The sequence below is a fragment of the Corynebacterium lujinxingii genome, from assembly GCF_014490555.1.
Lineage (GTDB): Bacteria > Actinomycetota > Actinomycetes > Mycobacteriales > Mycobacteriaceae > Corynebacterium > Corynebacterium lujinxingii.
This window is the reverse complement of record NZ_CP061032.1, coordinates 557,150-581,315: the sequence shown is the minus strand read 5'-3', so window position 1 is coordinate 581,315 and position 24,166 is coordinate 557,150. Positions and strand designations below refer to the sequence as shown.

At 63.1% G+C, this 24,166-nt stretch carries 21 protein-coding genes, 1 rRNA gene, 1 other RNA gene, 4 pseudogenes and 1 riboswitch; of the genes and pseudogenes, 12 read left to right on the top strand and 15 right to left on the bottom strand.

Annotation, left to right across the window (positions count from 1 at the left end; translation table 11 throughout):
- Positions 1-97: 97 nt before the first annotated feature.
- A 16S ribosomal RNA gene (locus IAU68_RS02825) occupies positions 98-1,613 on the bottom strand.
- An 18-nt stretch (positions 1,614-1,631) separates the two neighbouring features.
- Here IAU68_RS02825 and IAU68_RS02820 point away from each other — a divergent pair.
- Positions 1,632-2,102 carry a hypothetical protein gene (locus IAU68_RS02820; protein ID WP_187767831.1) on the top strand — a complete coding sequence of 157 codons (471 nt, stop codon included), beginning with the start codon at positions 1,632-1,634 and terminating at the stop codon, positions 2,100-2,102.
- Between the two features lie 129 nt (positions 2,103-2,231).
- On the opposite strand, the gene IAU68_RS02815 is transcribed toward IAU68_RS02820, so the two are convergent.
- From IAU68_RS02815 to idi, 5 genes are all read right to left on the bottom strand, one after another.
- Entirely contained in the window at positions 2,232-2,900 is a 669-nt protein-coding gene (locus IAU68_RS02815) for a substrate-binding domain-containing protein (protein WP_171194162.1), read from the bottom strand.
- Positions 2,901-2,923: 23 nt separating this feature from the next.
- Positions 2,924-3,472, bottom strand: a complete 549-nt coding sequence (locus IAU68_RS02810; RefSeq protein WP_171194163.1) for an META domain-containing protein — start codon at positions 3,470-3,472, stop codon at positions 2,924-2,926.
- Positions 3,473-3,545: 73 nt separating this feature from the next.
- Positions 3,546-5,096 carry a phytoene desaturase family protein gene (gene crtI, locus IAU68_RS02805; protein ID WP_171194164.1) on the bottom strand — a complete coding sequence of 517 codons (1,551 nt, stop codon included), beginning with the start codon at positions 5,094-5,096 and terminating at the stop codon, positions 3,546-3,548.
- The gene (locus IAU68_RS02800; RefSeq protein WP_171194165.1) at positions 5,093-5,941 is read right to left on the bottom strand and encodes a phytoene/squalene synthase family protein; all 849 of its coding nucleotides are present in this window, start codon (positions 5,939-5,941) and stop codon (positions 5,093-5,095) included. Before IAU68_RS02800 ends, crtI begins: the two co-directional genes overlap by 4 nt.
- 9 nt (positions 5,942-5,950) lie before the next feature.
- Positions 5,951-6,511: an isopentenyl-diphosphate Delta-isomerase gene (gene idi, locus IAU68_RS02795; protein WP_171194166.1), complete on the bottom strand. Its 561-nt coding sequence runs from the start codon at positions 6,509-6,511 to the stop codon at positions 5,951-5,953.
- A gap of 104 nt (positions 6,512-6,615) precedes the next feature.
- On the opposite strand from idi, the gene IAU68_RS02790 reads away from it, so the two are divergent.
- On the top strand, positions 6,616-7,683 hold the full coding sequence (locus IAU68_RS02790) for an LLM class flavin-dependent oxidoreductase (protein ID WP_171194167.1): 1,068 nt from the start codon (positions 6,616-6,618) through the stop codon (positions 7,681-7,683).
- Between the two features lie 156 nt (positions 7,684-7,839).
- Here IAU68_RS02790 and IAU68_RS02785 read toward each other — a convergent pair whose 3' ends face one another.
- Positions 7,840-8,115 (bottom strand): DUF3800 domain-containing protein, encoded by a 276-nt coding sequence (locus IAU68_RS02785; RefSeq protein ID WP_231699076.1) that lies wholly within the window; start codon positions 8,113-8,115, stop codon positions 7,840-7,842.
- A 713-nt stretch (positions 8,116-8,828) separates the two neighbouring features.
- On the opposite strand from IAU68_RS02785, the pseudogene IAU68_RS02780 reads away from it, so the two are divergent.
- Positions 8,829-9,041: pseudogene (locus tag IAU68_RS02780) on the top strand (IS256 family transposase); the annotation flags it as partial.
- A gap of 743 nt (positions 9,042-9,784) precedes the next feature.
- Here the strand turns inward: IAU68_RS02780 and IAU68_RS02775 are convergent.
- Complete coding sequence (locus tag IAU68_RS02775) at positions 9,785-10,183, bottom strand: SHOCT domain-containing protein (RefSeq protein ID WP_042410142.1); 399 nt, start codon at positions 10,181-10,183, stop codon at positions 9,785-9,787.
- A gap of 232 nt (positions 10,184-10,415) precedes the next feature.
- Between IAU68_RS02775 and IAU68_RS02770 the strand changes: the two genes are divergently transcribed.
- From IAU68_RS02770 to IAU68_RS02755, 4 genes and pseudogenes are all read left to right on the top strand, one after another.
- Entirely contained in the window at positions 10,416-10,727 is a 312-nt protein-coding gene (locus tag IAU68_RS02770; protein WP_007000757.1) for a transposase family protein, read from the top strand.
- A 227-nt stretch (positions 10,728-10,954) separates the two neighbouring features.
- Positions 10,955-11,836, top strand: a pseudogene (locus IAU68_RS02765) (IS256 family transposase); the annotation flags it as partial.
- A 123-nt stretch (positions 11,837-11,959) separates the two neighbouring features.
- Positions 11,960-12,749 (top strand): annotated as a pseudogene (locus tag IAU68_RS02760) (IS256 family transposase); the annotation flags it as partial.
- Positions 12,750-12,765: 16 nt separating this feature from the next.
- A pseudogene (locus IAU68_RS02755) lies at positions 12,766-13,011 on the top strand (IS1249 family transposase); the annotation flags it as partial.
- 127 nt (positions 13,012-13,138) lie between these two features.
- Here the strand turns inward: IAU68_RS02755 and ssrA are convergent.
- From ssrA to prfB, 6 genes are all read right to left on the bottom strand, one after another.
- Positions 13,139-13,529, bottom strand: a transfer-messenger RNA (tmRNA) gene (gene ssrA / locus IAU68_RS02750).
- A 62-nt stretch (positions 13,530-13,591) separates the two neighbouring features.
- Positions 13,592-14,242 (bottom strand): SDR family oxidoreductase, encoded by a 651-nt coding sequence (locus IAU68_RS02745; RefSeq protein ID WP_171194168.1) that lies wholly within the window; start codon positions 14,240-14,242, stop codon positions 13,592-13,594.
- 23 nt (positions 14,243-14,265) lie between these two features.
- The gene (smpB, locus tag IAU68_RS02740) at positions 14,266-14,763 is read right to left on the bottom strand and encodes an SsrA-binding protein SmpB (protein ID WP_171194169.1); all 498 of its coding nucleotides are present in this window, start codon (positions 14,761-14,763) and stop codon (positions 14,266-14,268) included.
- 16 nt (positions 14,764-14,779) lie between these two features.
- The gene (gene ftsX, locus IAU68_RS02735) at positions 14,780-15,682 is read right to left on the bottom strand and encodes a permease-like cell division protein FtsX (protein ID WP_171194170.1); all 903 of its coding nucleotides are present in this window, start codon (positions 15,680-15,682) and stop codon (positions 14,780-14,782) included.
- A gap of 2 nt (positions 15,683-15,684) precedes the next feature.
- The gene (gene ftsE, locus IAU68_RS02730; protein WP_171194171.1) at positions 15,685-16,377 is read right to left on the bottom strand and encodes a cell division ATP-binding protein FtsE; all 693 of its coding nucleotides are present in this window, start codon (positions 16,375-16,377) and stop codon (positions 15,685-15,687) included.
- A 17-nt stretch (positions 16,378-16,394) separates the two neighbouring features.
- A complete protein-coding gene (gene prfB / locus IAU68_RS02725; RefSeq protein ID WP_171194172.1) occupies positions 16,395-17,504 on the bottom strand; it encodes a peptide chain release factor 2 in 1,110 nt (369 codons plus the stop codon).
- Positions 17,505-17,561: 57 nt separating this feature from the next.
- A riboswitch (TPP riboswitch) is annotated at positions 17,562-17,674 on the top strand.
- Here prfB and thiC point away from each other — a divergent pair.
- Both thiC and IAU68_RS02715 read left to right on the top strand, forming a co-directional pair.
- A complete protein-coding gene (thiC, locus tag IAU68_RS02720) occupies positions 17,668-19,476 on the top strand; it encodes a phosphomethylpyrimidine synthase ThiC (protein ID WP_171194173.1) in 1,809 nt (602 codons plus the stop codon). (Overlaps the previous riboswitch by 7 nt.)
- On the top strand, positions 19,476-20,279 hold the full coding sequence (locus IAU68_RS02715) for an inositol monophosphatase family protein (protein WP_171194174.1): 804 nt from the start codon (positions 19,476-19,478) through the stop codon (positions 20,277-20,279). Before thiC ends, IAU68_RS02715 begins: the two co-directional genes overlap by 1 nt.
- Positions 20,280-20,302: 23 nt before the next feature.
- Here the strand turns inward: IAU68_RS02715 and IAU68_RS02710 are convergent, their stop codons facing one another.
- Positions 20,303-21,175, bottom strand: coding sequence for a chymotrypsin family serine protease (locus IAU68_RS02710; protein WP_171194175.1), 873 nt, complete (start codon positions 21,173-21,175; stop codon positions 20,303-20,305).
- 108 nt (positions 21,176-21,283) lie between these two features.
- On the opposite strand from IAU68_RS02710, the gene IAU68_RS02705 reads away from it, so the two are divergent.
- From IAU68_RS02705 to IAU68_RS02695, 3 genes are read left to right on the top strand one after another with little or no spacing between them, the layout of a single operon-like run.
- On the top strand, positions 21,284-22,501 hold the full coding sequence (locus IAU68_RS02705; RefSeq protein WP_171194176.1) for an amidohydrolase: 1,218 nt from the start codon (positions 21,284-21,286) through the stop codon (positions 22,499-22,501).
- A 30-nt stretch (positions 22,502-22,531) separates the two neighbouring features.
- A complete protein-coding gene (locus IAU68_RS02700; protein WP_231699075.1) occupies positions 22,532-23,752 on the top strand; it encodes a DUF418 domain-containing protein in 1,221 nt (406 codons plus the stop codon).
- Positions 23,730-24,161 (top strand): GNAT family N-acetyltransferase, encoded by a 432-nt coding sequence (locus IAU68_RS02695; RefSeq protein ID WP_171194178.1) that lies wholly within the window; start codon positions 23,730-23,732, stop codon positions 24,159-24,161. Before IAU68_RS02700 ends, IAU68_RS02695 begins: the two co-directional genes overlap by 23 nt.
- Positions 24,162-24,166 lie beyond the last annotated feature (5 nt).

The window sequence follows — 24,166 nt, the reverse complement described above, 5'->3', positions numbered from 1 at the left end:
CCACCCGGAATTTCAACCAAACAATGCGGCAGTCGCACACTCGGCGACTCAACCACACAACACCCGCAACTGCGGGCACAAAACATAAGCTCCTTAGAAAGGAGGTGATCCAGCCGCACCTTCCGGTACGGCTACCTTGTTACGACTTCGTCCCAATCGCCGATCCCACCTTCGACAGCTCCCATTACAGGCCACTGGCTTCGGGTGTTACCAACTTTCATGACGTGACGGGCGGTGTGTACAAGGCCCGGGAACGTATTCACCGCAGCGTTGCTGATCTGCGATTACTAGCGACTCCGACTTCATGGGGTCGAGTTGCAGACCCCAATCCGAACTAAGGCCGGCTTTCAGCGATTAGCACACCCTCACAGGCTCGCAAGACGCGTTGTACCGACCATTGTAGCATGTGTGAAGCCCTGGACATAAGGGGCATGATGATTTGACGTCGTCCCCACCTTCCTCCGAGTTAACCCCGGCAGTCTCTCATGAGTCCCCAACCGAATTGCTGGCAACATAAGACAAGGGTTGCGCTCGTTGCGGGACTTAACCCAACATCTCACGACACGAGCTGACGACAACCATGCACCACCTGTACACCAACCACAAAGGGAAAGACCATCTCTGGCCCGATCTGGTGTATGTCAAGCCCAGGTAAGGTTCTTCGCGTTGCATCGAATTAATCCACATGCTCCGCCGCTTGTGCGGGCCCCCGTCAATTCCTTTGAGTTTTAGCCTTGCGGCCGTACTCCCCAGGCGGGGCGCTTAATGCGTTAGCTACGGCACGAACCCCGTGGAAGGGACTCACACCTAGCGCCCACCGTTTACGGCATGGACTACCAGGGTATCTAATCCTGTTCGCTCCCCATGCTTTCGCTCCTCAGCGTCAGTTACTGCCCAGAGACCTGCCTTCGCCATCGGTGTTCCTCCTGATATCTGCGCATTCCACCGCTACACCAGGAATTCCAGTCTCCCCTACAGCACTCAAGTTATGCCCGTATCGCCTGCAGTCCCGCAGTTAAGCTGCGGGCTTACACAAACGACGCGACAAACCACCTACGAGCTCTTTACGCCCAGTAATTCCGGACAACGCTCGCACCCTACGTATTACCGCGGCTGCTGGCACGTAGTTAGCCGGTGCTTCTTCTCCAGGTACCGTCACTTGCGCTTCGTCCCTAGCGAAAGGAGTTTACAACCCGAAGGCCGTCATCCCCCACGCGGCGTCGCTGCATCAGGCTTGCGCCCATTGTGCAATATTCCCCACTGCTGCCTCCCGTAGGAGTCTGGGCCGTATCTCAGTCCCAATGTGGCCGTACACCCTCTCAGGCCGGCTACCCGTCGACGCCTTGGTAGGCCATTACCCCACCAACAAGCTGATAGGCCGCGAGCTCATCCCACACCGAAAAAACTTTCCACCACAACATCCAAGAAGTGGTCCTATCCGGTATTAGACCCAGTTTCCCAGGCTTATCCCGAAGTGCAGGGCAGATCACCCACGTGTTACTCACCCGTTCGCCACTCGAGTACCCAAGCAAGCTTGGGCCTTTCCGTTCGACTTGCATGTGTTAAGCACGCCGCCAGCGTTCATCCTGAGCCAGGATCAAACTCTCCACAAAAAGTTTCAACAAAACAACGTGAAACAGGCCGTGAAAAGCCCAAAACCCAACCAAAAACAAACCAACCAACACCACAACAACGCGATGCTGGACTGGCAAAAATCCAAACATTACCGGAAGCCAAAAACAACTCCCAACCGGCCCCAACAGCCCGACGGGGCAAAACAACAGGACCGGCAAAAACATCATGCACTCACAAAACGTGAAGCACACCACGCAAAAAGCAGTCAGGCAATCATTGGTTCACCCAACCACCACCGGCACACACCAAAAGGCATGCACACCCACGCGGCATACAACACCAAGCACACAACAACAAAAAATCAAATGCATTGGCACACTATCGAGTTCTCAAACAACACCAGCACACCCAACACACCGACCAAACCAGCCAGCCTGCCGAAGCGGCTCACACGAAGTTACACAACCAAGCAAACAAAAGTCAAACCCAAGTTCAACCACCGTTCACCCAACGGCAACCTCGTTTAGTTATCTTGTTCCCTCTCGCACCCTCAGGCGCTCGAAGCAACGGATGAAAATATAACCACGAACCAGCAACAAAACACAAACACCCAGGCCAATACACAAAAATGGCCCGGGTGAAATCGTCGACAAGCGCTACTGCATCTGATCCGAAAGGTCGTTGAGAATCTCGGTGTAGGTCACGATGGACCAGCCGGCCCCCTCCGGTGCGACGTACACGTGGTTGGCGTCCGAGTCCTGCGGATGAACCGTAAGCAGCCAATCGGGGGTGCCGTCGGCCGGGGTAAAGCCGATGACGTCGGCAAGCTGCGCCAACTCATCGCTAGAAATCTCGACTGTCTGCGCAGGGTTGTAAGTCTCGCGGGCGCGCATGACAGCCTGCGTGAACTCGCCGACGATCTGCTCCGCCTCGTCCTGTTTGCCAAAGATGTCGCCCATCTCGAGGGCCTGGCGGATGAGTTCGCGGTCGAAGGGTTCATCGTCACGTGGGGCGAAGTTCAAAACAACGTTGCCGGAAGCGATGTCCTCGTCGGCGAAGATCACGTCCGGGCCAGCGTTCGGTGCCACCGTCTCTACACCCCAGGATTCAAGCAGCTCGGCGGCGCGACCATCCGGCGCTGCGACACGCTCGGGATTGAGCGGAACCTCTTTCTCGCCCTCATTGTCGGTAACCGTGACAGTATCCACGGCCTCGAGCGTCGAGGTCGCGGACGAATCTGCATTGGACTGCGCTTCCGAGCAGCCACCGAGCACGAGCGCCGTGGCAACGAGCGGGATAAACGTGGTGCGAGTAAAGCGAATCATGCGCCCCACCCTACAGACGACGACTACTCGCCGGCCGTCTTCACAAACTCGATCATTTTGCCTTGGGCTGCGAGGGCGACGGTGTCGTCGTCAAGCAACCGCACCTGGGGGTTCGCACGCAGGATCGCCTTGAGCTCGTCGGCCTTGTTCGCGGTGGTCGGATCGCACAGGCGCATCGTTTCGGCGAGGTTGCCCACCTTGATCGTGCCGCGCTTGTCCACAGAGTAGGACGCTCCGCCGGAGTTGCACCCGTCGGAGTAGGACAGGCGGCCGTCATTGAAGTTCAGGGTGATGGAGTTGTCTTCCTTCGCGGCGAGCGGCTGGGTCAGTGCGGCCTTGGCCTGGTCTGCAGGCAGGGATTCGCCGGTGGCCGGCTTGAGCAGGAAGCCGCTGCCGTTGCTGAGCACCGTGCCGTTGTAGGTATCCCACCCCATCTGGACCCACTTGTTGACGTCCACGTTCGGGCCGACCGACGACGTCTGCGCGTGCGCAGCACCGGCGCCAAAGAATCCGCCCGCCAGTGCGGCGAGCGCGGTTGCAGCGGACAACGTCTTTGCAATCTTGGAAGCCATGTCCGCCAACGTACCTACGCTCCGATCAGGTTCAACCGTTTCAACGATCCTTTTACAGACCTCCAATCTCGCGTTAAGGCAAGTCCTCGGCAAGCGGTGCCGAGCTGGTGTCGCCACGCAGCCGTTTCAGCACGTTTTCCGCGGAAATGAGGCACATCGGCACGCCGACGCCCGGTGTGGTGGTCGCGCCGGCGTAGTACAGGTTGTCCAGCTTGCGGCTCTTGTTCGACCCGCGCAGGAACGCCGACTGCTTGAGCGTGTGCGCCGGCCCGATCGATCCGCCGGACCAGGCGTGATAGCGCTCGGCGAAGTCCGCGGGTCCGAGCGTTTGCTTGACGACGACCCGCTCGCCCAGGCCCTCTACCCCACACCACTGCTCGATCTGCGCGATGGCGTCACTTGCAATCCGCTCGACCTGCTCGGAAGCGCGCTCGCGGTACATGTTGCCATGGCCGATCGCCGCTTCGGCGGCCACCGGAACGAGCACGAAGAGGTTTTCGTGCCCCGCAGGGGCCACATCTGGGTCGGTTGCGCTTGGTTTGGACACGTAGGTCGAGCGCGACGCACCCAGTGGCCGCTGCGGGGCCGGGCCGTCGAATACCGCGGCGAAGTCGTCGTCCCACTGCGTAGAAAACAGCAGGTTGTGGTGGGCAAGTTCGGGAATCTCCCCCTCCACGCCGAGCATGACCAGCACCGTGCCCAGGCCCGGGTCGCGCGGGGCGAAGTAGCGCTCCGGGTAAGTGCGCTTGTGCTTCGGAAGCAGGCGGGTTTCGGTGTGGTGCAGGTCGGCGCAGGAGATGATGAGGTCGGCGGTGAGATGGTGGCCGTCGGCAAGCGTGACGCCCGTGGCGGTGCGGCCGGAGTGATCGATCGCGGCGACTTCCGCGTTGAACCGGAAACGCACACCCTGCTCCACCGCGAGGTTGTAGATGGCGTCCATCACGGCCGCGAATCCGCCCTGCGGGTAGCGCACGCCCTGGGTGAGGTCGGTGTGGCTCATCAGGTGGTACAGCGACGGGGTCCGAGCGGGGTGCGAGGACAGGAACACCGCCGGGTACGTGAGCATCTGGCGCAGGCGGGTGTCGGAAAAGCGGCGGGCCACAAACCGGTCCAGTGGCTCGGCAAGGTAGCGCGCAAGTTTCCCGTATTGGCCCTTCACCTGAGCAAACGGCGCCAGGGAGCGGAACGTGGTGTAGAGGAAGTGCTCCAGCGCCAGGTTGTAGGCTTCCTCAGCGCTGTCCAAGTACTCGCGCAGGGTGTCACCGGCGCCGGGCTCGATGGTCTCGAACAGTTTCGCGGCGTTGTCCCGGCCGGAGGTGACGTCGAGCGGGGCCTCCCCCTCCGCGAACAGCCGGTATGCGGGGTCCAGCGGGCGCAGGTCCAGCACGTCCTCGGTGCGTTTGCCAAACAGCGCGAAGAAGTGGTCGAACGCGTCCGGCATGAGGTACCAGGACGGCCCGGTGTCGAAGCGGAAGCCGCCGACGGTCTCATTGCCGGCGCGGCCGCCGTGTGTGGAAAGTTTCTCCACCACAGTGACGTCCATGCCCTCTTTGGCTAGCAGCGCGGCGGTGGCCATGCCCGCCACGCCGGCCCCGATGACGATTGCCGAATCCTGCCGGGTCATGCGTTTTTTACCTTCCGTATCGCCTGCGCAGTCAGCCACAGTTTCCGGTGGTTGGGCACGCTGATCCGGCGGGTGGACAATTCCTCGACCGAGGCTTGGGCGATGCGCTCGTTTAGCTCCCGGAACAGCGCCTCGGCCGCCGCCACTCCCCTGCGCGCGGAGGCGGGCAGCAGCGGGATCGCGGTGCAGGCCAGGTCCAGCTCGCGAGTGATTTGTCTGGTCAGGGTGCGCTTGAGGTCGTCGTCAAGCGGTGCGCCGAAGTAGGAACGCCCGAGCGCCTGGCGGTCTTCGGTGAGGTCGCGCAGGAAGTTGACCTTTTGAAACGCGGAGCCGAGCGCGCGGGCGCCGTCCTCCATCGCGCGGCGGTCGTGTTCGCTGGGAGTGCGGCCGCGCAGGAAGATGTCCAGGCACATCAGACCGATGACCTCGGCGGATCCGTAGATGTAGTCGCGCAAATCCCGCTCGGTGTAGTGCAACTGGGCGGTGTCCCGGCGCATCGAGGCGAAAAACGCGCGAACGTGGTCGTTGTTAATCCCGCAGCGGCGGTGCGTGTTCGCCCACGCGTGCAGCACCGGGTCGGTGTGGAAGCGGTGGTGCGGGGCGTGCAGCACAAGCTCCTCGTAAGCGTCGAGCGCGGTTTCGGGGCACTCGTTGGCCTGGGCAGCGGCGCCGTCGACAATCTCGTCCGCGATGCGCACCACCGCGTACAGGTTCCGGATGTCCCGTCTGGTCGCGCGGTCCAGCGCCCGCGTGGCCATCGAAAAACTCGTGGAGTAGCACCGGATCACCTGCGCCGCGGCCGCATCCGCCGTGCGGTCGTAGCGCGAGAGTGTCGAATCGTTCACCGCTGTAGCCTATCGCTTGCCGACGACCACCCGCCGCAGCCCATCCTGCTCCAGCTCACGTGCGATCCACGGGCTAAACGCGAACGGGGTCAGTTCCACGGCCCGCACCACGTCGGCTGGGTCGGCCCAGGTAAACGAGTCAACCTCTTCCTCGCAGGGGTTGAGCTCGCAGCCGGGACGCAGTCGCGCGGTGAACACCGGACAGATTTCGTGCTCCACCACGCCGCTCGAATCCGTGGCCCGGTAGCGAAAGTCCGGCACGACCATCGTGATCTCCTCCAGCGCGTCGGGGGCGCAGCCGAGCTCTTCGACGCTGCGGCGGATGACGGCGCCGGCAAGGTCCTCCCCCGGCGCCGGGTGGCCGCAGAAGCTGTTCGTCCACACGCCCGGCCAGGTGTGTTTGCTCAGCGCGCGGCGGGTCATCAGCAGTTGGCCGTCGCTATTGAACAGGAAGCAGGAAAACGCCAGGTGCAGCGGGGTGTCCGCAGTGTGCACGGTGGCTTTCGGTGCGGATCCGGTCGGGGCGCCGGTGTCGTCGAGAAGCACCACCAGCTCGTCGCGGCTACTCATGGTCATCCACCCTTTCTTTCCGCAAGATGGTAGCGCGCGGCGCCGTGGTGGGTTACACTGCCATGATTGTTGATACGTCACCTACCTAGTTCGGAGTGGTCACCATGAAGGCTTTCGGTTTCTTGAGCTTCGGGCACTACGCCTTCGGCGGCCAGCGCGGCCCGTCGGCGGAAAAGATCGCCAAAATCCACCTCGAACTCGCCCAGGCCGCCGACGAGATCGGCGTGAACAACGCGTCGTTCCGCGTCCACCACTTCGTGCCGCAGGCCTCCGCCCCGATGCCGCTGCTCGGCGCGGTCGCGGCGACGACGAAACATATCGAGGTGGGTACCGGCGTGATCGACATGCGCTACGAAAACCCGCTCTACCTCGCGGAAGAGGCCGCCTCGCTCTACCAGCTCTCCGGCGGGCGCGTCGCCCTGGGTGTCTCGCGCGGCGCCCCCGAAGTTGCCGAGCGCGGCTGGGAAGCCTTCGGCTACACAGGCAAGGCCGACAACGGCGCCGACGTGGCGCGCGCCCACCTCGAAGCGTTCATGGACGCCGTGGACGGCAAGGGCTTCGCCACCGCAGCAACCCTGGATAAGCAGTACCCCAACATATTCCAGCCTGGCTCCGCCCTGCCGGTCTTCCCCATGGCTCCCGAGCTGCGCAAGCACATCTTCTACGGCTCCGGTACCCACGCGTCCGCCGAGCAGACCGCCCGCGACGGACTGAACCTGATGTCGTCCACCCTGGTTTCCGAGACCACCGCGCACACGCTCGGCGAAATCCAGGTGGACCAGATCAACCGCTACCGCGCCGCCTGGAAGGAAGCCGGCCACGACTGGACCCCGCGCGTGTCCGTGTCACGCTCCATCTTCCCCATCGTCGACGGCGCCGACATGGCCCGCTTCGGCATGCAGGGCTCCGCGTCCGACCAGGTAGGCATGCTGCCCGACGTCGGCGCGTCCACCTTCGGCCGCACTTACGCCGCCGAGCCGGACAAGCTCATCGAGCAGCTCAAGGCCGACCCCGCAGTCATGGCCGCCGACACGCTGCTCATCACCGTCCCCACCGGCATGGGCGTGGACGTGAACGTGAAGATCCTGGAGAACTTCGCCACCCACGTCGCCCCCGCCCTGGGCTGGCAGCCGAATGCGGAGGGCCCGGTCACCGGCTACGAGATCGTCTAGCTAGCCCCTTCGGCGAACTAGACGATCGCGTACAGGGCAGGTTACGACTTCAACTGAGTCGGTTGACCATGTAACGACACTCAGTTACATTAAAGCCACGACGAGCCGGTTACCGGAGCGTTGTCGCCTAGAGCCGCGCAGGCTCCAGAGCTTTTTCTAAGGTAACCATTTTCGCTGATGAACCGCTGCGTTACCGAGCGATTTAACTAGCCTTCTTGTGGCTTTTCGTGCCGATTGAGACGCGCCCGTTTCTTCCCGGTGCCGCCGAAGAATGTAGACACACATGTCGGCCGATTGGACTCCTCGACTTCGACGGGAATCGACAAATTCGATACCACCGTCAATCGCGAGAAGTCTTTGCCCTCGGTAACCGGGAGTCGCAATACGCGTAAAGCCCTGGATCGCTTCGTTGAAGTCTTCCTGATGCGGCACCCATGTCGGCAATCACCTCGAACGTTTCCCATCGAAACTGAAGCACCAAACTTGCCGTGCAGATCCCTCCAGTCATCCAAACCGTTCATCAAAGCATGTCCATGGAATTCCGGCGACGCTTCCCACCTATTTCGGATCCGAAGATTCTCCGCTAACTCCTCCAACCGACTTTCGAGGACGTCACTCTGCTTTTCGTCGAGAAGCACCCCAGCCACGTAGTAATGGTCGTGCTGGTAAGATTCGTCAATGAACAGGCGAAACACAGGTGCGCCCCTCCCATCGTTGGATAGTCAACACCCTAACCTAGGACTCTCTGACTGAGCACGTCACCGGCTACGAGATCGTCTAGCTAGACCCCGAAGCGAACTAGACGATCGCGTATCGACGACCACAAACCCCCAGGTGATATTGAAACCCAAGTGCAGTACGGCGCTGATCGTCTAGCAGCACCCGCGGGGAGCTAGAGGGTTAAGTAGCAAAATGTGTGTCTGAGTTTCGGCGTTCTTGCTGATCAGTCTAGGTAAATCGGACGGATATAAGCAGCAAGACCTTATATCCGCCCGATTTGTGTTCAATCCACCGGAATGGCACTCGCATGTGCTAATCGGGGGTTGGTGTGCTTTCCGGGTGAGTAAAAACAGACCACGATGCCCAGTAGAGGGTGTCAGGAAGTTTGTGCGTGAGGCTCTGATCTAGAAGGAGTTTCACCGATAATGACTACGGTGTCACCGAAGAAAAACCATGACCCGGCGAGGGTCAACGAGATCAGCGAGAAGCTGATGGAAAATCCTGAGCTCGCCAGCCTGATCAGCGAGCTGTCGACCACTGCTGATGATGCCAGCGAGCTGGTCAAAGGCTTGTTGCAGGCATCGATCAACGCTGGTCTTAAAGCGGAGATGGATGCGCATTTGGGCTATAGCCGAGGGTGTCCGATCTACCGGGCGTTGGCCGACTAGTCCTTGTTGTCGCGCTCGCGATCTTCTTGGAGCGCCTGCTCCATAAAACCGAGCGTGATTTCTTCGAACGCATCTTTGATAGCGAGACGTTCGTAGTTGGCAGCGGCAACTTAGCCTAATCAGATGTTTCCCCTCAGGGGCCTCTAGGCGGCACTCCTGATGCCACCCCCGCATCCCTCCACCCGCTCACTGGCACCCGCTAGCTGTACGGACCGGAGACGTTGATCGATGGGACCGGCATCAGCCGACCATGTGCAGGGCGATTGATTCCTTGACCTGTTCAATGAACGCCCGAGTCGCCGACCAGTACGTGGCCGGCACTGAGCTGCGTCAGCCATCGCGGTGCGACGACCACTCCGCTGCCGTCCAGTTCAGTGGTGGTCGAGGCGGCGTCGACGCTGACCTCGCCCCGCTGCGGCCATGTGATCCCAGCGCCGCGCTGACCTTGTGGCATAGAGAAGGACCACCCTCGACAGAAGCGGCGCCGAGGGTGGCGGGCGCGACCTTACGCTGTGAACCGGTGCACAACCAGAGCCATCGAGTGACCCCCAAGGTCAGGTGGCGCCCCCTCGATGGCGGCGCGGCACCCGGAGCCTAGGAGCCAAGCTGGCCAGCGTCCGGCGAACCGCGAACGAATTCGCCCCGCGACAAGGCCGCGCCGGATGGCCGCCCTCGGACCGCGACGCTGCGGCTGGCGAGGGAGCGGACCAGGGTCAGACCGAGGAGAGCGCCCTTGCCTTGATCTGGTCGAACTCCTGCTGGGTAATCGCTCCCGAGTCGAGAAGGGCCTTCGCCGAGGCGATCTCATCGGTCGGGCTCGATCCGGCGGAGCCGCCGGCGACGGACTTGATGTACTCATCCTGCCGCTGCTGGAGCTCCTGGCGCGCCTCGACCGCGCGGTCGGTCATCCCCCGACCTCGAACAAGCAGGTACGCGAGCATTCCGATGAACGGCAGCGCGACGATGAACACCACCCACAGCGCCTTCGCGAAGCCGCCGAGGTCCTTGCTGCGGAAGAGATCTCCGAAGATCCACCACAGGGACATGAACCATGCGAAGAAGATGAAGAACTCGAACATGGCGAGTAGGAATGAGCCGTTGTCGTCGAACATCTGCTGACTGCCTCCTGACTGGATGGACGCTGGCCGAGCGGTCCACGCGGACCCCAGCGCACGACGGTTAGGAACAAGGACGTGCCCGGGCCGTCGCCGAACCACGTTAGCAGATCTTCCTCACCAAGCGTGGTAGCCGGGTTGCGACGCGCTGACCGGGTTGGGCTGGTGAAGACGGACCTGGGACTCCACGATTCGTAGCGACCAAGCAACGGATCGAGAGGAGTCCCAGGTGAGTGTTGAGGCTACCGTCCTGCCCGCTGCGATGCTCGGCATCTCGGGGTTGGTGGTGCTTGCCGCCGGTGAGTACGGCGGTGAGCTGGAGCTGTTGGTGGAGACCTCCGAGTCGGTGACCGGGTGCCCGCGGTGCGGGGTGGTCGCGGTGGCCCGCGGCCGGCGTGAGCATCTGGTGCGTGACATCCCCTCGGCGGGGCGGCCGGTGCTGCTGGTGTGGCGCAAGCGGCTGTGGCGGTGCGCCGAACCGGCGTGCCCGCAACGTACCCGGTCAGTACACCTAATAAAGCGACGTCAGTACGTTCGCTAATGCTCGAGCTGATCTTTCATCGCTCGTACCTCTCGGCTGCCAGTGTGGTCACTTATTCGCAACCGCCCACCGTGCGTTCTCTACACCCCTCACCGTTGCACTCACGTGAGACATTTAAACGCGCTGTGGCCTTATCCGTCCCCGCGGATTGCTCCTCGCCTGTCATTCCTGAAGGGTGTCAGGAAGTTTGTGTGTGAGGCTCTGATCTAGAAGGAGTTTCACCGATAATGACTACGGTGTCACCGAAGAAAAACCATGACCCGGCGAGGGTCAACGAGATCAGCGAGAAGCTGATGGAAAATCCTGAGCTCGCCAGCCTGATCAGCGAGCTGTCGACCACTGCTGATGATGCCAGCGAGCTGGTCAAAGGCTTGTTGCAGGCATCGATCAACGCTGGTCTTAAGACAGAGATGGATGCGCATTTGGGCTATAGCCATTCCGACCGCAAGGCCAAAGCCCAGGTGGAAACCGCGCAGGAGAGCAATCACCGCAACGGGTCGTACACCAAGACCGTCAATTCTGGCTACGGCGCGGTGGAAGTGACCGTGCCCAGGGATCGTGCCGGCACGTTTACTCCCCGGATGGTGCCCAAGGGCGCACGCCGGCTCACAGAACTCGACGACATGATCGTCTCGCTCTACGCCGACGGGATGACAGTGCGCGATATCCAGCATCACCTCGCGACCACCCTTGGGGTGGATATGAGCCCGGATACGATCAGCACCATTACCGATGCGGTGTGAGACGAGGTCATGATCTGACAAAACTGCCAGCTCGACGAGTTTTACCCGGTGATCTTCCTCGACGCGCTACGCGTGAAAATCCGTGACGGCCACCGCGTGGTCAACAAAGCCTGCTATATGGCGGTTGGTGTCGACATGGACGGCACCAAGCACATCCTGGGATTGTGGATCGCCGACAATGAAGGCGCTGCATTCTGGGCATCGGTGTGCGCGGATCTGGCCAACCGCGGTGTCCAGGACGTGTTCATTGTGTGCTGCGACGGGCTCAAAGGCTTGCCGGAAGCCGTGGAGGCAACCTGGCCGAATTCCATGGTACAGACCTGCATTGTGCACCTGATTCGGGCTGCGAACCGGTGGGTGTCGTATCAGGGGTTGCGTCCCTTAGTGTGGTGTAACGCTTGCTGATGGTGGGCCCTTGAAAATAGTGGGGCGGCCACCGCCAGTAACCTTTCGACTCAACTACCACATCTCACCGAAAGGCACATGACGATGACCGCTGCACCGCATTCTATCGACCCTGCAACCTACTTGGATGATCTGCTCGCCCAAGCGTCGCCGGATTTGATGCGCCAGATGCTGCAAGGGTTTATCAGCCAGATCCTCTCCGCCCAGGCAGACACCGTCTGCGGCGCCGAATACGGCGTTGCTTCCACCGAGCGGGTCAACCACCGCAACGGGTACCGCCACCGCGACCTCGACACCCGTGTCGGCACGATCGACGTGGCAGTGCCGAAACTGCGCCACGCACGCGTTCTTCCCCGACTGGCTACTAGAGCGCCGCTCACGAGCAGAACGCGCGCTGTCGACCGTGATCGCGACGTGCTACCTCAAAGGGGTCTCCACCCGCCGAATGAACGATCTGGTGGCAACCCTTGGGATTTCTAACCTGTCGAAATCGCAAGTCTCGCGGATGTCGGAAGAACTTGACGAGATGGTCGCAGACTTCAAAAACCGCCCACTCGACCCCGGCGGGTACGCCTACCTGTCGTGTGACGCACTCACGATCAAAGTGCGTGAAGGCGGACATGTGGTCAAATGCTGCGTGCTGCTAGCTACCGGGATCAACGCCGACGGCTACCGGGAAATGCTCGGCATGCACGTTGCCACTGCGGAATCCAACGCGTCGTGGAAGGGCTTCTTCCAAGACCTCAAGGCCCGCGGGCTTTGCGGGGTCTTCCTTATCACCAATGATGCTCATGAGGGCATCCAGCACGCCATTTCTGAAGTGCTGCCTGATGCGTCGTGGCAGCGCTGTCGCACCCACTTCGCCAAAAACCTCTACGAAAAGGTGCGGGTCCGGAGAACGTCAACGGAAAATGCTCGAGTGGTACCTCCACACCAAAAAGCAACTGCCTGACGACCCACTAGACATCGCCAGGCAGTGCGATTTTGGCCAAGATCAACTCGTCAAAGTCAACGATCTTGCCGAAGAAGACCACAACAAAGCCGACCAGGAAACAGGACGACCAGCCTTCTACGACAACGCTATCCCAACCGAATACGAACACTCGATAGGAATCAGAAAAGGCCCCATGAAATAACAAACGGTGTGCCCGCCCCACGACACGCCGAGCGGACACACATTTTGCTACTTAACCCGAGCTAGACGATCCGGGCAGAAGACAGAGAAAAACCCCGCTGACCAACTCGGTCAGCGGGGTTTTCCAGCAGTGGAGCCGCCGGGAATTGAACCCGGGTCCTCCATCACCGCACCAGGGCTTCTCCGTGCGCAGTTCGCACAGAATCTCTCCTCGACCCTCCGGATCAGGCGAACATGTCCGGATGACGGGCCCAGTCAGTGAAAAGTGTCCCTTCCGAGGCCCCACTGACAGAGCCGGAAGGCTAGTCCCCTAAGTCGACGCCAGGTACCGGGTCGGGGACATCCCCGGCCTGACGGACACGCAGGTCGCTGAACCTTTCTTAATTAGGCAGCGAGGGCGTAGTCACGCTGAGAGTTCTTCTCTGCGTTTATTCATTGCAGCGACGCTTTCGGTGGTCTCCTGCCTGCACCGGCACGCTTCCCCTGGCTGAGTGATGAAGTCGAAACCAAATCGACCCCGTCAACTACGAAGAAACGTAGGAGACAGAACATTACCCCGCCGGGGCGATAAACACAAGGGCCTACCCGGTGAAGGCCGGGCGCACGCGCATGAACTCGATCACGGCGTCCGGTCCGGCATCGACGGCGAGCCGGGCAGCCTTGGATACCTCGGTGGCGGCCATCTTGGGCAGGTCGTTGCTGCCTGCGAGCATGTCGGTGTCGGTGCGGCCCGGGTGCAGGGAGGTCACGCGCACCTTGCCGGCCTCCTCCTGGGCGAGCGACTCGGTAAAGCCGCGCAGTGCGAACTTGGAGGCGCAGTAGGCAGAATTGTTGGCATAGCCGTTGAAGCCGGCGCCGGAGTTGATGGCGATGATGAGGCCGTTGGATCGTCGTAAAGCGGGAAGCAGCGCGCGGGTCAGCGTGACGGGCGCGTGGAGGTTGACCTCCATCATGTGGCGCCACTTGTCGTCGCCGACCTCCTCGAGCGGGCCGCCGTCCATCACGCCGGCGGCAAGCACGAGGACGTCGAGCTCCTCGATCTTGGATGCTGCCTCCACGATGGCGTCGGTGTCGGTCAGGTCCACCTCGAACGGCTCAGCGCTGGGGAGTGCCGAGACGATGTCGGAGGCATCCTTCGATGCGCCCGCGAGAATGTGGTGGTCCTTGCCGAGTTCTTCCGCGATCGCGCGGCCGATGCCGCGGGATGCGCCAGTGATGAGTGCCTTTTTCATAGGCCCCCACCGTAGCGAAAACGCTAGGCCTTGATGCCCTTGAGTTTGCGGCCGAGATCGCGGGTGATTTCGCGGTCCTCGGTGCGGCGTTTGATGTCGCGTCGCTTGTCGTAGGCCTGCTTACCCTGGCCAAGGCCCAGCTCGACCTTGGCGCGGCCGTCTTTGAGGTAGAGCGACAGCGGGATCAGGGTGCGGTTGCCGTCGCGGACCTTGCCCTCGAGCGAGTCGATCTCGCGGCGGTGCAGCAGCAGTTTGCGGGTGCGGCGCGGTGGGTGGTTGGTCCAGTGTCCCTTGGAGTACTCGGGGATGTGCATGTTGCGCAGCCACACCTCGCCGTTGTCCACGGTGGCGAAGGCCTCGACAAGCGAAACCTTGCCTTCGCGCAGGGCTTTGATCTCGGTGCCCTGCAGCACGAGGCCGCATTCCCAGGTGTCCAAGATGTTGAAGTCGTGGCGAGCCTTCCGGTTGGTCGCCAGGACACCGGTGTTGGAAAGCTTCTGCTTCTTTTTCTTCTTGGACATAAGAGCGCCAAGTGTACTACTTGCGCACGTAAGAGCGAAGTGCCACCTGCGCGGCCAGCCCGCCGAGCACCATTGCGACCAGCCCGGTCAGCGGCATCACGGCCCACACGGCGGAATCCGGCACGCGGGCAATCAGCTGGGAGGCGTAGAGATCGCCCAAGAGCGGGTCGACGAGGAATTGTTTGCCTGCCCAGACGCCGATCGTCGCTAAGCAAGCGCCGAGCAGCACGGAGATGACGGCCTCGAGAACGAACGGGGCCTGGGTGTACCAGCGCGAGGCGCCAACCATGCGCATGATGCCGATCTGCTCGCGGCGGTTGAAGGCGGCGAGTTGCACCATGTTGGCGATGAGGAACACCGCGGCCAGCGCCTGCGCGGCGGCGACCAGGAAGGCGGCGTTGCGGAAGGTGTTTAAGGTGCCGGCGGCGGAACGCACGGTGTCGGCTTGGTCGGAAATGACGGTGACCTGCGGCATGTCGCGGATTGCGTCCAGCGGCTCGACGTTCGTCGGGTCTGCAAGCCGCACGTGCAGCGCGGCCGGCAGGGCGTCGGCGGTGGTCTCGCGCACCAGTTCCGGCTCAGCGTCCTGGAACAGTTCCACGAAGCGCTCGTAGGACTGCTCGCGGGAGCGGAACGTGACCTGTTTGACCTGGTCGTCGGCCTGCAGCGTGTCGCGGACCTCCTTGCATGCCTCGGAGGAGCAGTCGGTGTCGTTCGCGGATATGTCCTCGTCCAACTCCACCATCACTTCCACGCGGTCGAGGTAGAGCTCCTTGGTGTCGGCGGTCGCGCGCGAGATGAGCACGCCCGTGCCGACGAGCGCGAGCGACAGCGCGGTGGTAATCACCAGCGCAATGGTCATGGTCAGGTTGCGGCCGAGGCCCTTAAACCCTTCGCGGAAGATGAAATTCCAGTTCATGGTTACTTCCTCACATCCCCGTAGACGCCGTTGGTTTCGTCGCGCACGACCTCGCCGAGTTGCAGTTCGACGACGCGTTTACGCATGTCGTCCACGGCGCGCGCGTTGTGCGTGGACATGACCACGGTGGTGCCCATGCGGTTGATGCGCGCGAGCAGCGCCATGATTTCGTCGGCGGTGCCGGGGTCGAGGTTGCCCGTGGGCTCGTCGCAAAGCATGAGCTTTGGCTTATCGACGAACGCACGCGCAATCGCTACCCTTTGCTGCTCGCCGCCCGAGAGCTCCCGGGGCATGCGGTTTGCCTTGGCGCCCAATCCGACGAGCTCGAGGGCCTCGGGGACGAGTTTGGCGATGCGGTTTTTCGGTTTGCCGATGACTTCGAGTGCGAATGCGACGTTGTCGTAGACGTTCAAGTTGGGCAGGAGGCGGAAGTCCTGGAAGACGTAGCCGATGGACTGGCGCAGTTTGTTGATCTGCTTGCCAGACAGGGCGTTGACGTGGAAGTCGTCGAAAAAGATGTCGCCGGAGGAGACGTTTTCCTCGCGGATCATTAACTGCAGAAACGTCGACTTACCCGAGCCGGACGCGCCGATGAGAAAGACGAATTCGCCGTCCGGGATCTCGAGGGTGACGTCGTTGAGCGCGGGGCGCGTCGACGTCGGGTACGACTTGGTCACATGGTCGAATCGGATCACGCGACACACTGTACCTGTTACTGATGTGAATCTTGTTGCTGCTGTGCCATGCGCCAGCGGATGCCGGCCTCCAAGAACCCGTCGATGTCGCCGTCGAGCACCTTCTGCGGATCCCCCACCTCGTACTCGGTGCGCAAGTCCTTGACCATCTGGTACGGGTGCAGGACGTACGAGCGCATCTGGTTGCCCCAGCTGGCGTTGCCGCCGGCACCGAGGGCATCCATCTCCGCCTTTTCCTCCTGGCGCTTCTTCTCCAACAACTTTGACTGCAGGACGTTGAGCGCCGAGGCTTTGTTCTGGATCTGGGACTTCTCGTTCTGGCAGGTCACCACAATGCCGGTCGGGATGTGCGTGATGCGCACGGCCGAGTCAGTGGTGTTCACCGATTGCCCGCCGGGGCCGGAGGAACGGTAGACGTCGACGCGGATGTCGGAATCCGGGATGTCGATGTGGTCGGTCTGCTCCACCACCGGCAGCACCTCCACCTCCGCAAACGAGGTCTGGCGGCGGGCCTGGTTATCAAACGGCGAGATGCGCACCAGCCGGTGCGCGCCCTGCTCCACCGAGAGCTGGCCGTAGAGGTATTCGCCGTGGACGACGAAGGTGGCGGACTTAATGCCGGCCTCCTCCGCATAGGAGATGTCGTAGACGTCCACCTTGTGGCCGGCCTTTTCCGCCCAGCGCACGTACATGCGCATGAGCATCTCCGCCCAGTCCGCCGCGTCCACGCCACCCGCGCCGGAGCGGATGTGGACCACCGCCTCGCGCTCGTCGTAGTCGCCGGAGAGCATGGTCTGCACCTCGAGCGAATCGATCTGTGCGGCGACGTCGTCAAGCTCCTCGTCCGCCATGGACGCGTCGCCTTCTTCCTCGGCGAGTTCGTACATGACCGGGAGGTCGTCGATACGCGAGCGCAGCGACGAGACCTTACGAAGGCGCGCCTGCACGTTGGAGAGATCCGTGGTCACCTGCTGCGCGTGCGCCGGGTCGTCCCACAGCGACGGGTCGCCGGCCTGGGCCTCGAGCTCGCGGGCGCGCTCGCGCAGAACGTCGAGGTCCATCACCTTCTCAATGGTGGAAAGTGTGGCCTCGAGGTCCTTGATCCGCGTCTGAGTCTCCGGCTGCATAAGGGGGAAGTCTAGCGAACCGCCTGCCGGATCGACCAAGACGGGATACAGTGGCCTACGACCCAACACGGGCGCCCGAGGCATCGGGCTGAGATCGCGCTTTTGTCCGCGCGAGCACCGTTCGAACCTGTCTGGTTAGCACCAGCGAAGGAAGGAGAAGGTCGTGGCTCACGACATCTACGCCCAAGAAATCCACCCCAAGCACTCCTACGCGCCGATTGTGAAGGACGGCCTGGAGGTTCCGGAGACGGCGATCCAGTTGGACGATTCCCCCACCGGCCCGAACGAGCCGTTCAAGATCTATCGCACCCGCGGACCGTGGGCGGAGCCGGAAGATGGCCTGCCCAGCCTGCGCAGCGAGTGGATCGAAGCGCGCGGCGACGTGGAGGCCTACGAGGGCCGCGAACGCAATTTGCTTGACGACGGCCGCGCGGCCGTCAAACGCGGCGCCGCCTCCGACGAGTGGCGTGGCGCCTCGCGCGCACCGCTGCGCGCCAAAGACGGCAAGCGCGTCACCCAGATGGCCTACGCCCGCCGCGGGGAGATCACCCGCGAGATGGAGTTCGTCGCGCTTCGCGAGCACTGCTCGCCCGAGAAGGTGCGCGAGGAGGTCGCCGCCGGTCGCGCGATCATCCCGAACAACATCAACCACCCCGAAAGCGAGCCGATGATCATCGGCAACGCGTTTTTGACCAAGATCAACGCGAATATCGGCAACTCGGCGGTGACGTCGTCGATACGCGAAGAGGTGGAAAAGCTGCGCTGGGCCACCCGCTGGGGCGCGGACACCGTGATGGACCTGTCCACCGGCGACGACATCCACGCCACCCGCGAGTGGATCCTGCGCAACTCCCCCGTCCCGATCGGCACCGTGCCGATCTACCAGGCGCTGGAGAAGGTAAACGGCATCGCTGAGGACCTGACCTGGGAAATCTTCCGCGACACCGTCATCGAGCAGTGCGAGCAGGGCGTCGACTACATGACCGTCCACGCCGGCGTGCGCCTGCCGTATGTGCCGCTGACCTCCAAGCGCGTCACCGGCATCGTCTCCCGCGGCGGCTCGATCATGGCCGGCTGGTGCCTCGCGCACCACAAGGAGTCCTTCCTGTACGAGAACTTCGACGAGCTGTGCGAGATCTTTGCCAAGTACGACGTCGCATTCTCGCTTGGCGACGGCCTCCGCCCCGGCTCCGTCGCCGACGCCAACGACGCCGCCCAATTCGCCGAACTGAAAACCATCGGCGAGCTGTGCAAGCGCGCCTGGGACTACGACGTCCAGGTCATGATCGAAGGCCCCGGCCACGTGCCGCTGAACATGATCCAGGTGAACAACGAAAAGGAAGAACAGTGGTGTGGCGGCGCGCCGTTTTACACCCTCGGCCCCCTGGTCACCGACATCGCGCCGGGCTACGACCACATCACGTCCGCCATCGGCGCCGCCAACATCGCAGCGGGCGGCACGGCAATGCTGTGCTACGTCACCCCGAAGGAGCACCTGGGCCTGCCGAACCGCGACGACGTGAAAACCGGTGTGATCACCTACAAACTCGCAGCCCACTCGGCCGACGTTGCCAAGGGCCACCCGGGCGCGCGCGACTGGGACGACGCCATGAGTAAGGCGCGTTTCGAGTTCCGCTGGCACGACCAGTTCGCCCTGTCGCTGGACCCGGAGACGGCGCAGTCCTACCACGACGAGACGCTGCCTGCCGAGCCCGCAAAGACCGCGCACTTCTGCTCCATGTGCGGCCCGAAGTTCTGCTCCATGCGCATCTCGCAGGACATCCGCGACGAGTTCGGCGACCAGATCGCGGACCTGGGCATGCCGACGTTCGACTTCGACGTTGCCTCCTCCGACGCCTCCGATATTTCCGAAGCCCGCGAAGGTGAGCGCGAGATGGCCCAGGAGTTCCGCGAAATGGGCTCGAATGTTTACCTCAAGGAGACGCCCGAGGATTCCCCGTCTGCGCAATAATGGCGGGCGTGACTGACGCATTTATCTCCGACCACCGCACCTGCTCCGACGCCGACCTGGCCGCCGCTTTGGTCGAGCATGCCGGGGCGCTCGCCCTGCGCATGCGCGCCGAGGGGCTGGGCACGGAGTTCAAGACCTCCGTGTCCGACGTGGTCACGGAGGCCGACCGCGCCGCCGAGCGGTTCGTCGCCGAAGCACTCGAGGCGCTTCGTCCCGACGACGGCGTCATCGGCGAGGAGGGCGCCTCCCGCACCTCTCGCACCGGCCGGACCTGGGTGATCGACCCGGTCGACGGCACCTACAACTTCTCCCAGGGTTCCGATTACTTCTGCTCGGCGCTCGCGCTTATCGACGACTCCTCGCCCCGCACCCCCACAATCGGCGCCGTCAACCGCCCCGCCCTGGACACCACCTGGCTGGCGGTTGACGGGGTCGCAACCCGCAACGGTTCCGCCCTGGAGCCGCTGGCCTCGTCCTCGCTTGCCGACAGCGCCGTGGTGACCTACCTCCACCCCACCTTCCTCGCCGACGCCGCGGTCCGCGAGCCGTGGCTGCGCGTCGCTTCCGCCGCCGCGACCATCCGCATGCAGGGCGCTGGCTCCGTCGACCTGTCCAACCTGGCCTCCGGCCAGATGGGCGCCTGGATGCAGCACACCGTGCCGGATTGGGATTGGCTGCCGGGCAAGGCGCTCGTCGAGGCTGTCGGCGGACGCTGCGTGAAGGTGGACGCCGGTGGCGTGACCTGGTGCGTGGCGGGCAACCCGCAGATCGTCGAGGAGATCACCGCGCTCCTCGGCGCGTAGGTCGGCTGAGCGCCCCGACCGCCCTACGGCAGGCGGAACCCGCCGTGCACGAGCGGGAGCACCGTGTCCATGCGCAGCGACGCAGTCGGCGCGTGGATCGGCCCCTGCAGCGGGCTGTGGCAGGCGATATCGAACGGCGGGTGCCAGGTGCCGCCGTTGACCATGGCGATCACGCGGTCGCCGACCATGAGCGGGGCGCCGGAGTCGCCTTGCATGGCGCAGACGTGGTTGATGTTGTGCTCTCCCCAGTCCTCGATCGTGGGCGCGCAGGTGTTTCCGGTGGCCACGCCCTTCTTGCACACCATGGCGCCGCGTCGCAAAGGTGCTCCACCGACGTGGTTGGCGGTGGTGCCGTCGTAGGAGCGGGTGACCTCGGTGTTGCGGGCGAGGGTGATGACGGCGAAGTCGCGGGCCTTGTCCACCTGGGTGATTTTGCCGGTCACGCCGAGTTGCGGGGCGTCAGCGGACTTGACGTCGTCGCCGACGTTGCCACAGTGGCCTGCGGTGATGGCGACCTTTTGGCCGCGGTTGTTGTAGCCGGCGACGGTGGTGGTGCACATGAATTCGCTGCCGACGGTGTTGCCCACGTACAGCGGGGTGCCGGGGCCGTAGAGGGCGTTGCCGCGCTTGCGGGCTTGTTCGGCTTCGAGGGGGATGCGTGGGGCGTCGTGAAGCGAGCCCGGCACGCGGTGCAGCACGCGGTCGGCGGTGGGCTTGCCGGCCAGGGCCTTGCTCACGATGTCGGTGCGCCAGACGTAGTTGGGGTCGGTGGAGTCCACGGGCGCGGCGACGTCGGCGGAGGCGGGAGCGAGACCAACACTCATGCCGCCGACAGACAGCACGAGAGCGGATACGGCAGCGGCGACGACGGTGCGGGCCTGGGCGAAACGGCGCATCAACAATCCCCAATCACAAAGTTCACACAAACAACAACTGCCTCAATGGCAACAATAGGCCCATCTAACCACACGAGACGGCTTGACGACAGGGCTTAAAGTAGAGACATGTCTGACTTACCGATACTCACAGGTCACCTCGCCGGTTTCGAGGACACGATCGCGGCAACGCGCGAGAAGCGCGAGGAGCTCTACAAGTGGTTCCACCAGCACCCGGAGCTGTCCATGGAGGAGTACGCGACCTCGCAACGCATCGAGGAGGTCTTAAACGAGATCGGTTTCACCGTCACCGCCGTGGGCAAGACGGGCAAGGTTGGCGTGCTGGAAAACGGCGAGGGCCCGGTCGTCGCCTTCCGCGCGGACTTCGACGCCCTGCCAATCGCCGAGGACACCGGCCTGGAGTACTCGGCAGATCCGGCGCTGAACAAGATGCACGCCTGCGGCCACGACATGCACACCACCGCGCTGCTCGGCGCGGCAGAAGCACTGGCGAAGCACAAGGACCTGTGGTCGGGCACGTTCATCGCCCTGTTCCAGCCGGGTGAGGAAACGGGTGCGGGCGCGCAGGATATGGCGGATTCGGGGCTGGCGGACAAGATCGTAAAGCCGGATGTGGTGTTGGGCCAGCACATCGGACCGTGGATCGACAATTACGGCGTGGGCGCACTTGCCGGCCCGGTGTTTGCCACGTGCGTGCAGACGAAGATCACGCTCTACGGCCGCGGCTCGCACGGCTCGATGCCGCACTTGAGCGTGGACCCGGTGGTGCTGGCGGCGAAGATCATCATGAGCCTGCAGACGATCGTCTCGCGCGGCATCAACCCGCAGGACATGGGCGTGGTCACCGTCGGCGCGGTCCACGGCGGCGATTCGCCGAACACGGTGCCGGATTCGGTGGAGATAAAGGTCTCCACCCGCGCCTACACCCAGGAACTATCCGACAAGCTGAATAAGGACATCCGGCGCATCGTGCGCGGCGAGTGCGAGATTGCTGGCTGCGACCGCGAGCCGACCTTCGAGATCGTCGGCGGCGCCCCCGTATTCAGCAACCACCAAGCTCCGACCAACACCGTCATGGCCGCATTCAACGAACAGTTCGGCGATCAGGTCGGCGACTTCGGCCGCCTGTGTGGCTCGGAGGACTTCCCCACCATCGCGGAGGCCTGGGGCGCGCCGTACTTCTACTGGGCGGTCGGCAGCAAGCAAAACATCGCGGGCGAGCCGTACAACCACTCCCCCAAATTCGCACCGGATCTGGACCCGGTACTCGACCTGACCACCCGCACCATCCTGGTCGGCGTTTCCCCGTGGCTGATGTCGCGGTAGGGGTGTAGCTTGAGCCGCATGGATCAACATATGGCTCCACCTGCAAGAACTCGGCAGCGCCTCATCGTGCCCGATTTGGCGCGCGGCACAGCGCTTCTCGGCATCGCGCTGGCGAACGTGACGTCCGCCTGGATTGTGAACGACTTCTCCCAGGACAAGTCGTCTCCCGGCTGGACGCTTGGCGGGGTGCAAGATGGCTCGCTTATCGACGACATCAGCGCCGTCTTCGCAGCCATGTTCATCCACGTGCGCGGCCTGCCGATGTTTTCCACCCTGCTGGGTTTCGGCTTCGGCCTGGTCGCGGCCAGCATGGCGCGCAAGGGCTATTCGGCGAAGGAAGCGCGGCGGGTGCTGGTTCGTCGATACGCAATGCTCGCGGTGTTCGGCCTGGTGCACATGATGCTCATTTTCTACGGCGACATCATGCTCACCTACGGGCTGATCGGCATGCTGCTCGCGGTGGGGTTCACGTGGTCGGGTAGGACGCTGCGGATCATTTCGTACCTCGTGCTGGGGCTGCTTTCGGCGATGGGGGTCGCGGGCGCGTATATGACGCTGTATTTCGAGGGCGACTCGGGGGCGATGGATAGGCCGGGGGATTTTTCGTCGTTAAGCGCGTACTTCGCGGGGAATTTCGACGGCGGGTTGATCATGCTGGCCAGCCAGCCGTTCGCGGTGATTCAGCTCGGCGCGCTGTCCACGATCGGGTATCTGTGGGCGCGTGAGCGGGTGCTTATCGACGTCCAACGCCACCGCCGCACCCTCATCACCTGGACCGTCATCGCGGCGGTGATCGTGGTCGGCGTGGGTCTGCCGTGGGGCCTGTCCGCGATCGGCGTGCTGCCCACCGAGTGGGAGTTGCCGCTGATGATGCTCAACCAGGCCGTGGGGCTCTTCACCGGCCCGGGCATTTTGGCGGCGCTGGCGTTGGCCACGGATTCGCTCAACAACGAGGTGCCGGGCTGGGCGCGCGCGTTTGTGGCGCTGGGCAAGCGCTCCATGTCTGGGTACCTGGCGCAGTCGGTGCTGTTCATTGCGCTGGTGATGCCGTTTACGCTGGGGCTGGGCGCTGAGGCCTCGGTCAGCGGTCAGCTGGCGGCGGGGCTATTGGTCTGGCTGATCACCTTGGGTCTTGCGGTGGCGCTTGACCGCGCTGGCCACCAGGGCCCGTTCGAGTGGGCGCACCGCCGCCTGTCCTACGGCAAAACGGGAAGGATTGAGCCGAAGCATGATGTTCAGATCACTCGATGAGATGACGCCGCAGCAGGTCCACCAGTTGTACAAACTGCGGGTGGACGTGTTCGTCGCGGAGCAAAACTGCCCGTTCAACGAGATCGACGACCAGGACGCCGATCCCGAAACTAAGCACATCCTGGCATTGCTTGACGACGACACCCTCGCCGGCTGTGCCCGCGTCTTCCCCACCGAAACGGGGTCGCGCTTCGGCCGGTTTGTGGTCCACCCCGGCCACCGGGGCTCGGGGCTTGGACCGCAGATCGTGCGCGCCGGCATCGAGTACACGGAGCAGTTCGCAGGCGATCTCATCGTGGAGGCCCAGTCGGGGCTCGTCGGCTACTACGAGCAGTTCGGCCTCGTTGCCGAGGGCGAGGAGTTTTTGGACACCGGCGTCCCGCACCGCAGGATGAGGTTGCGGCGCTAAGCCGC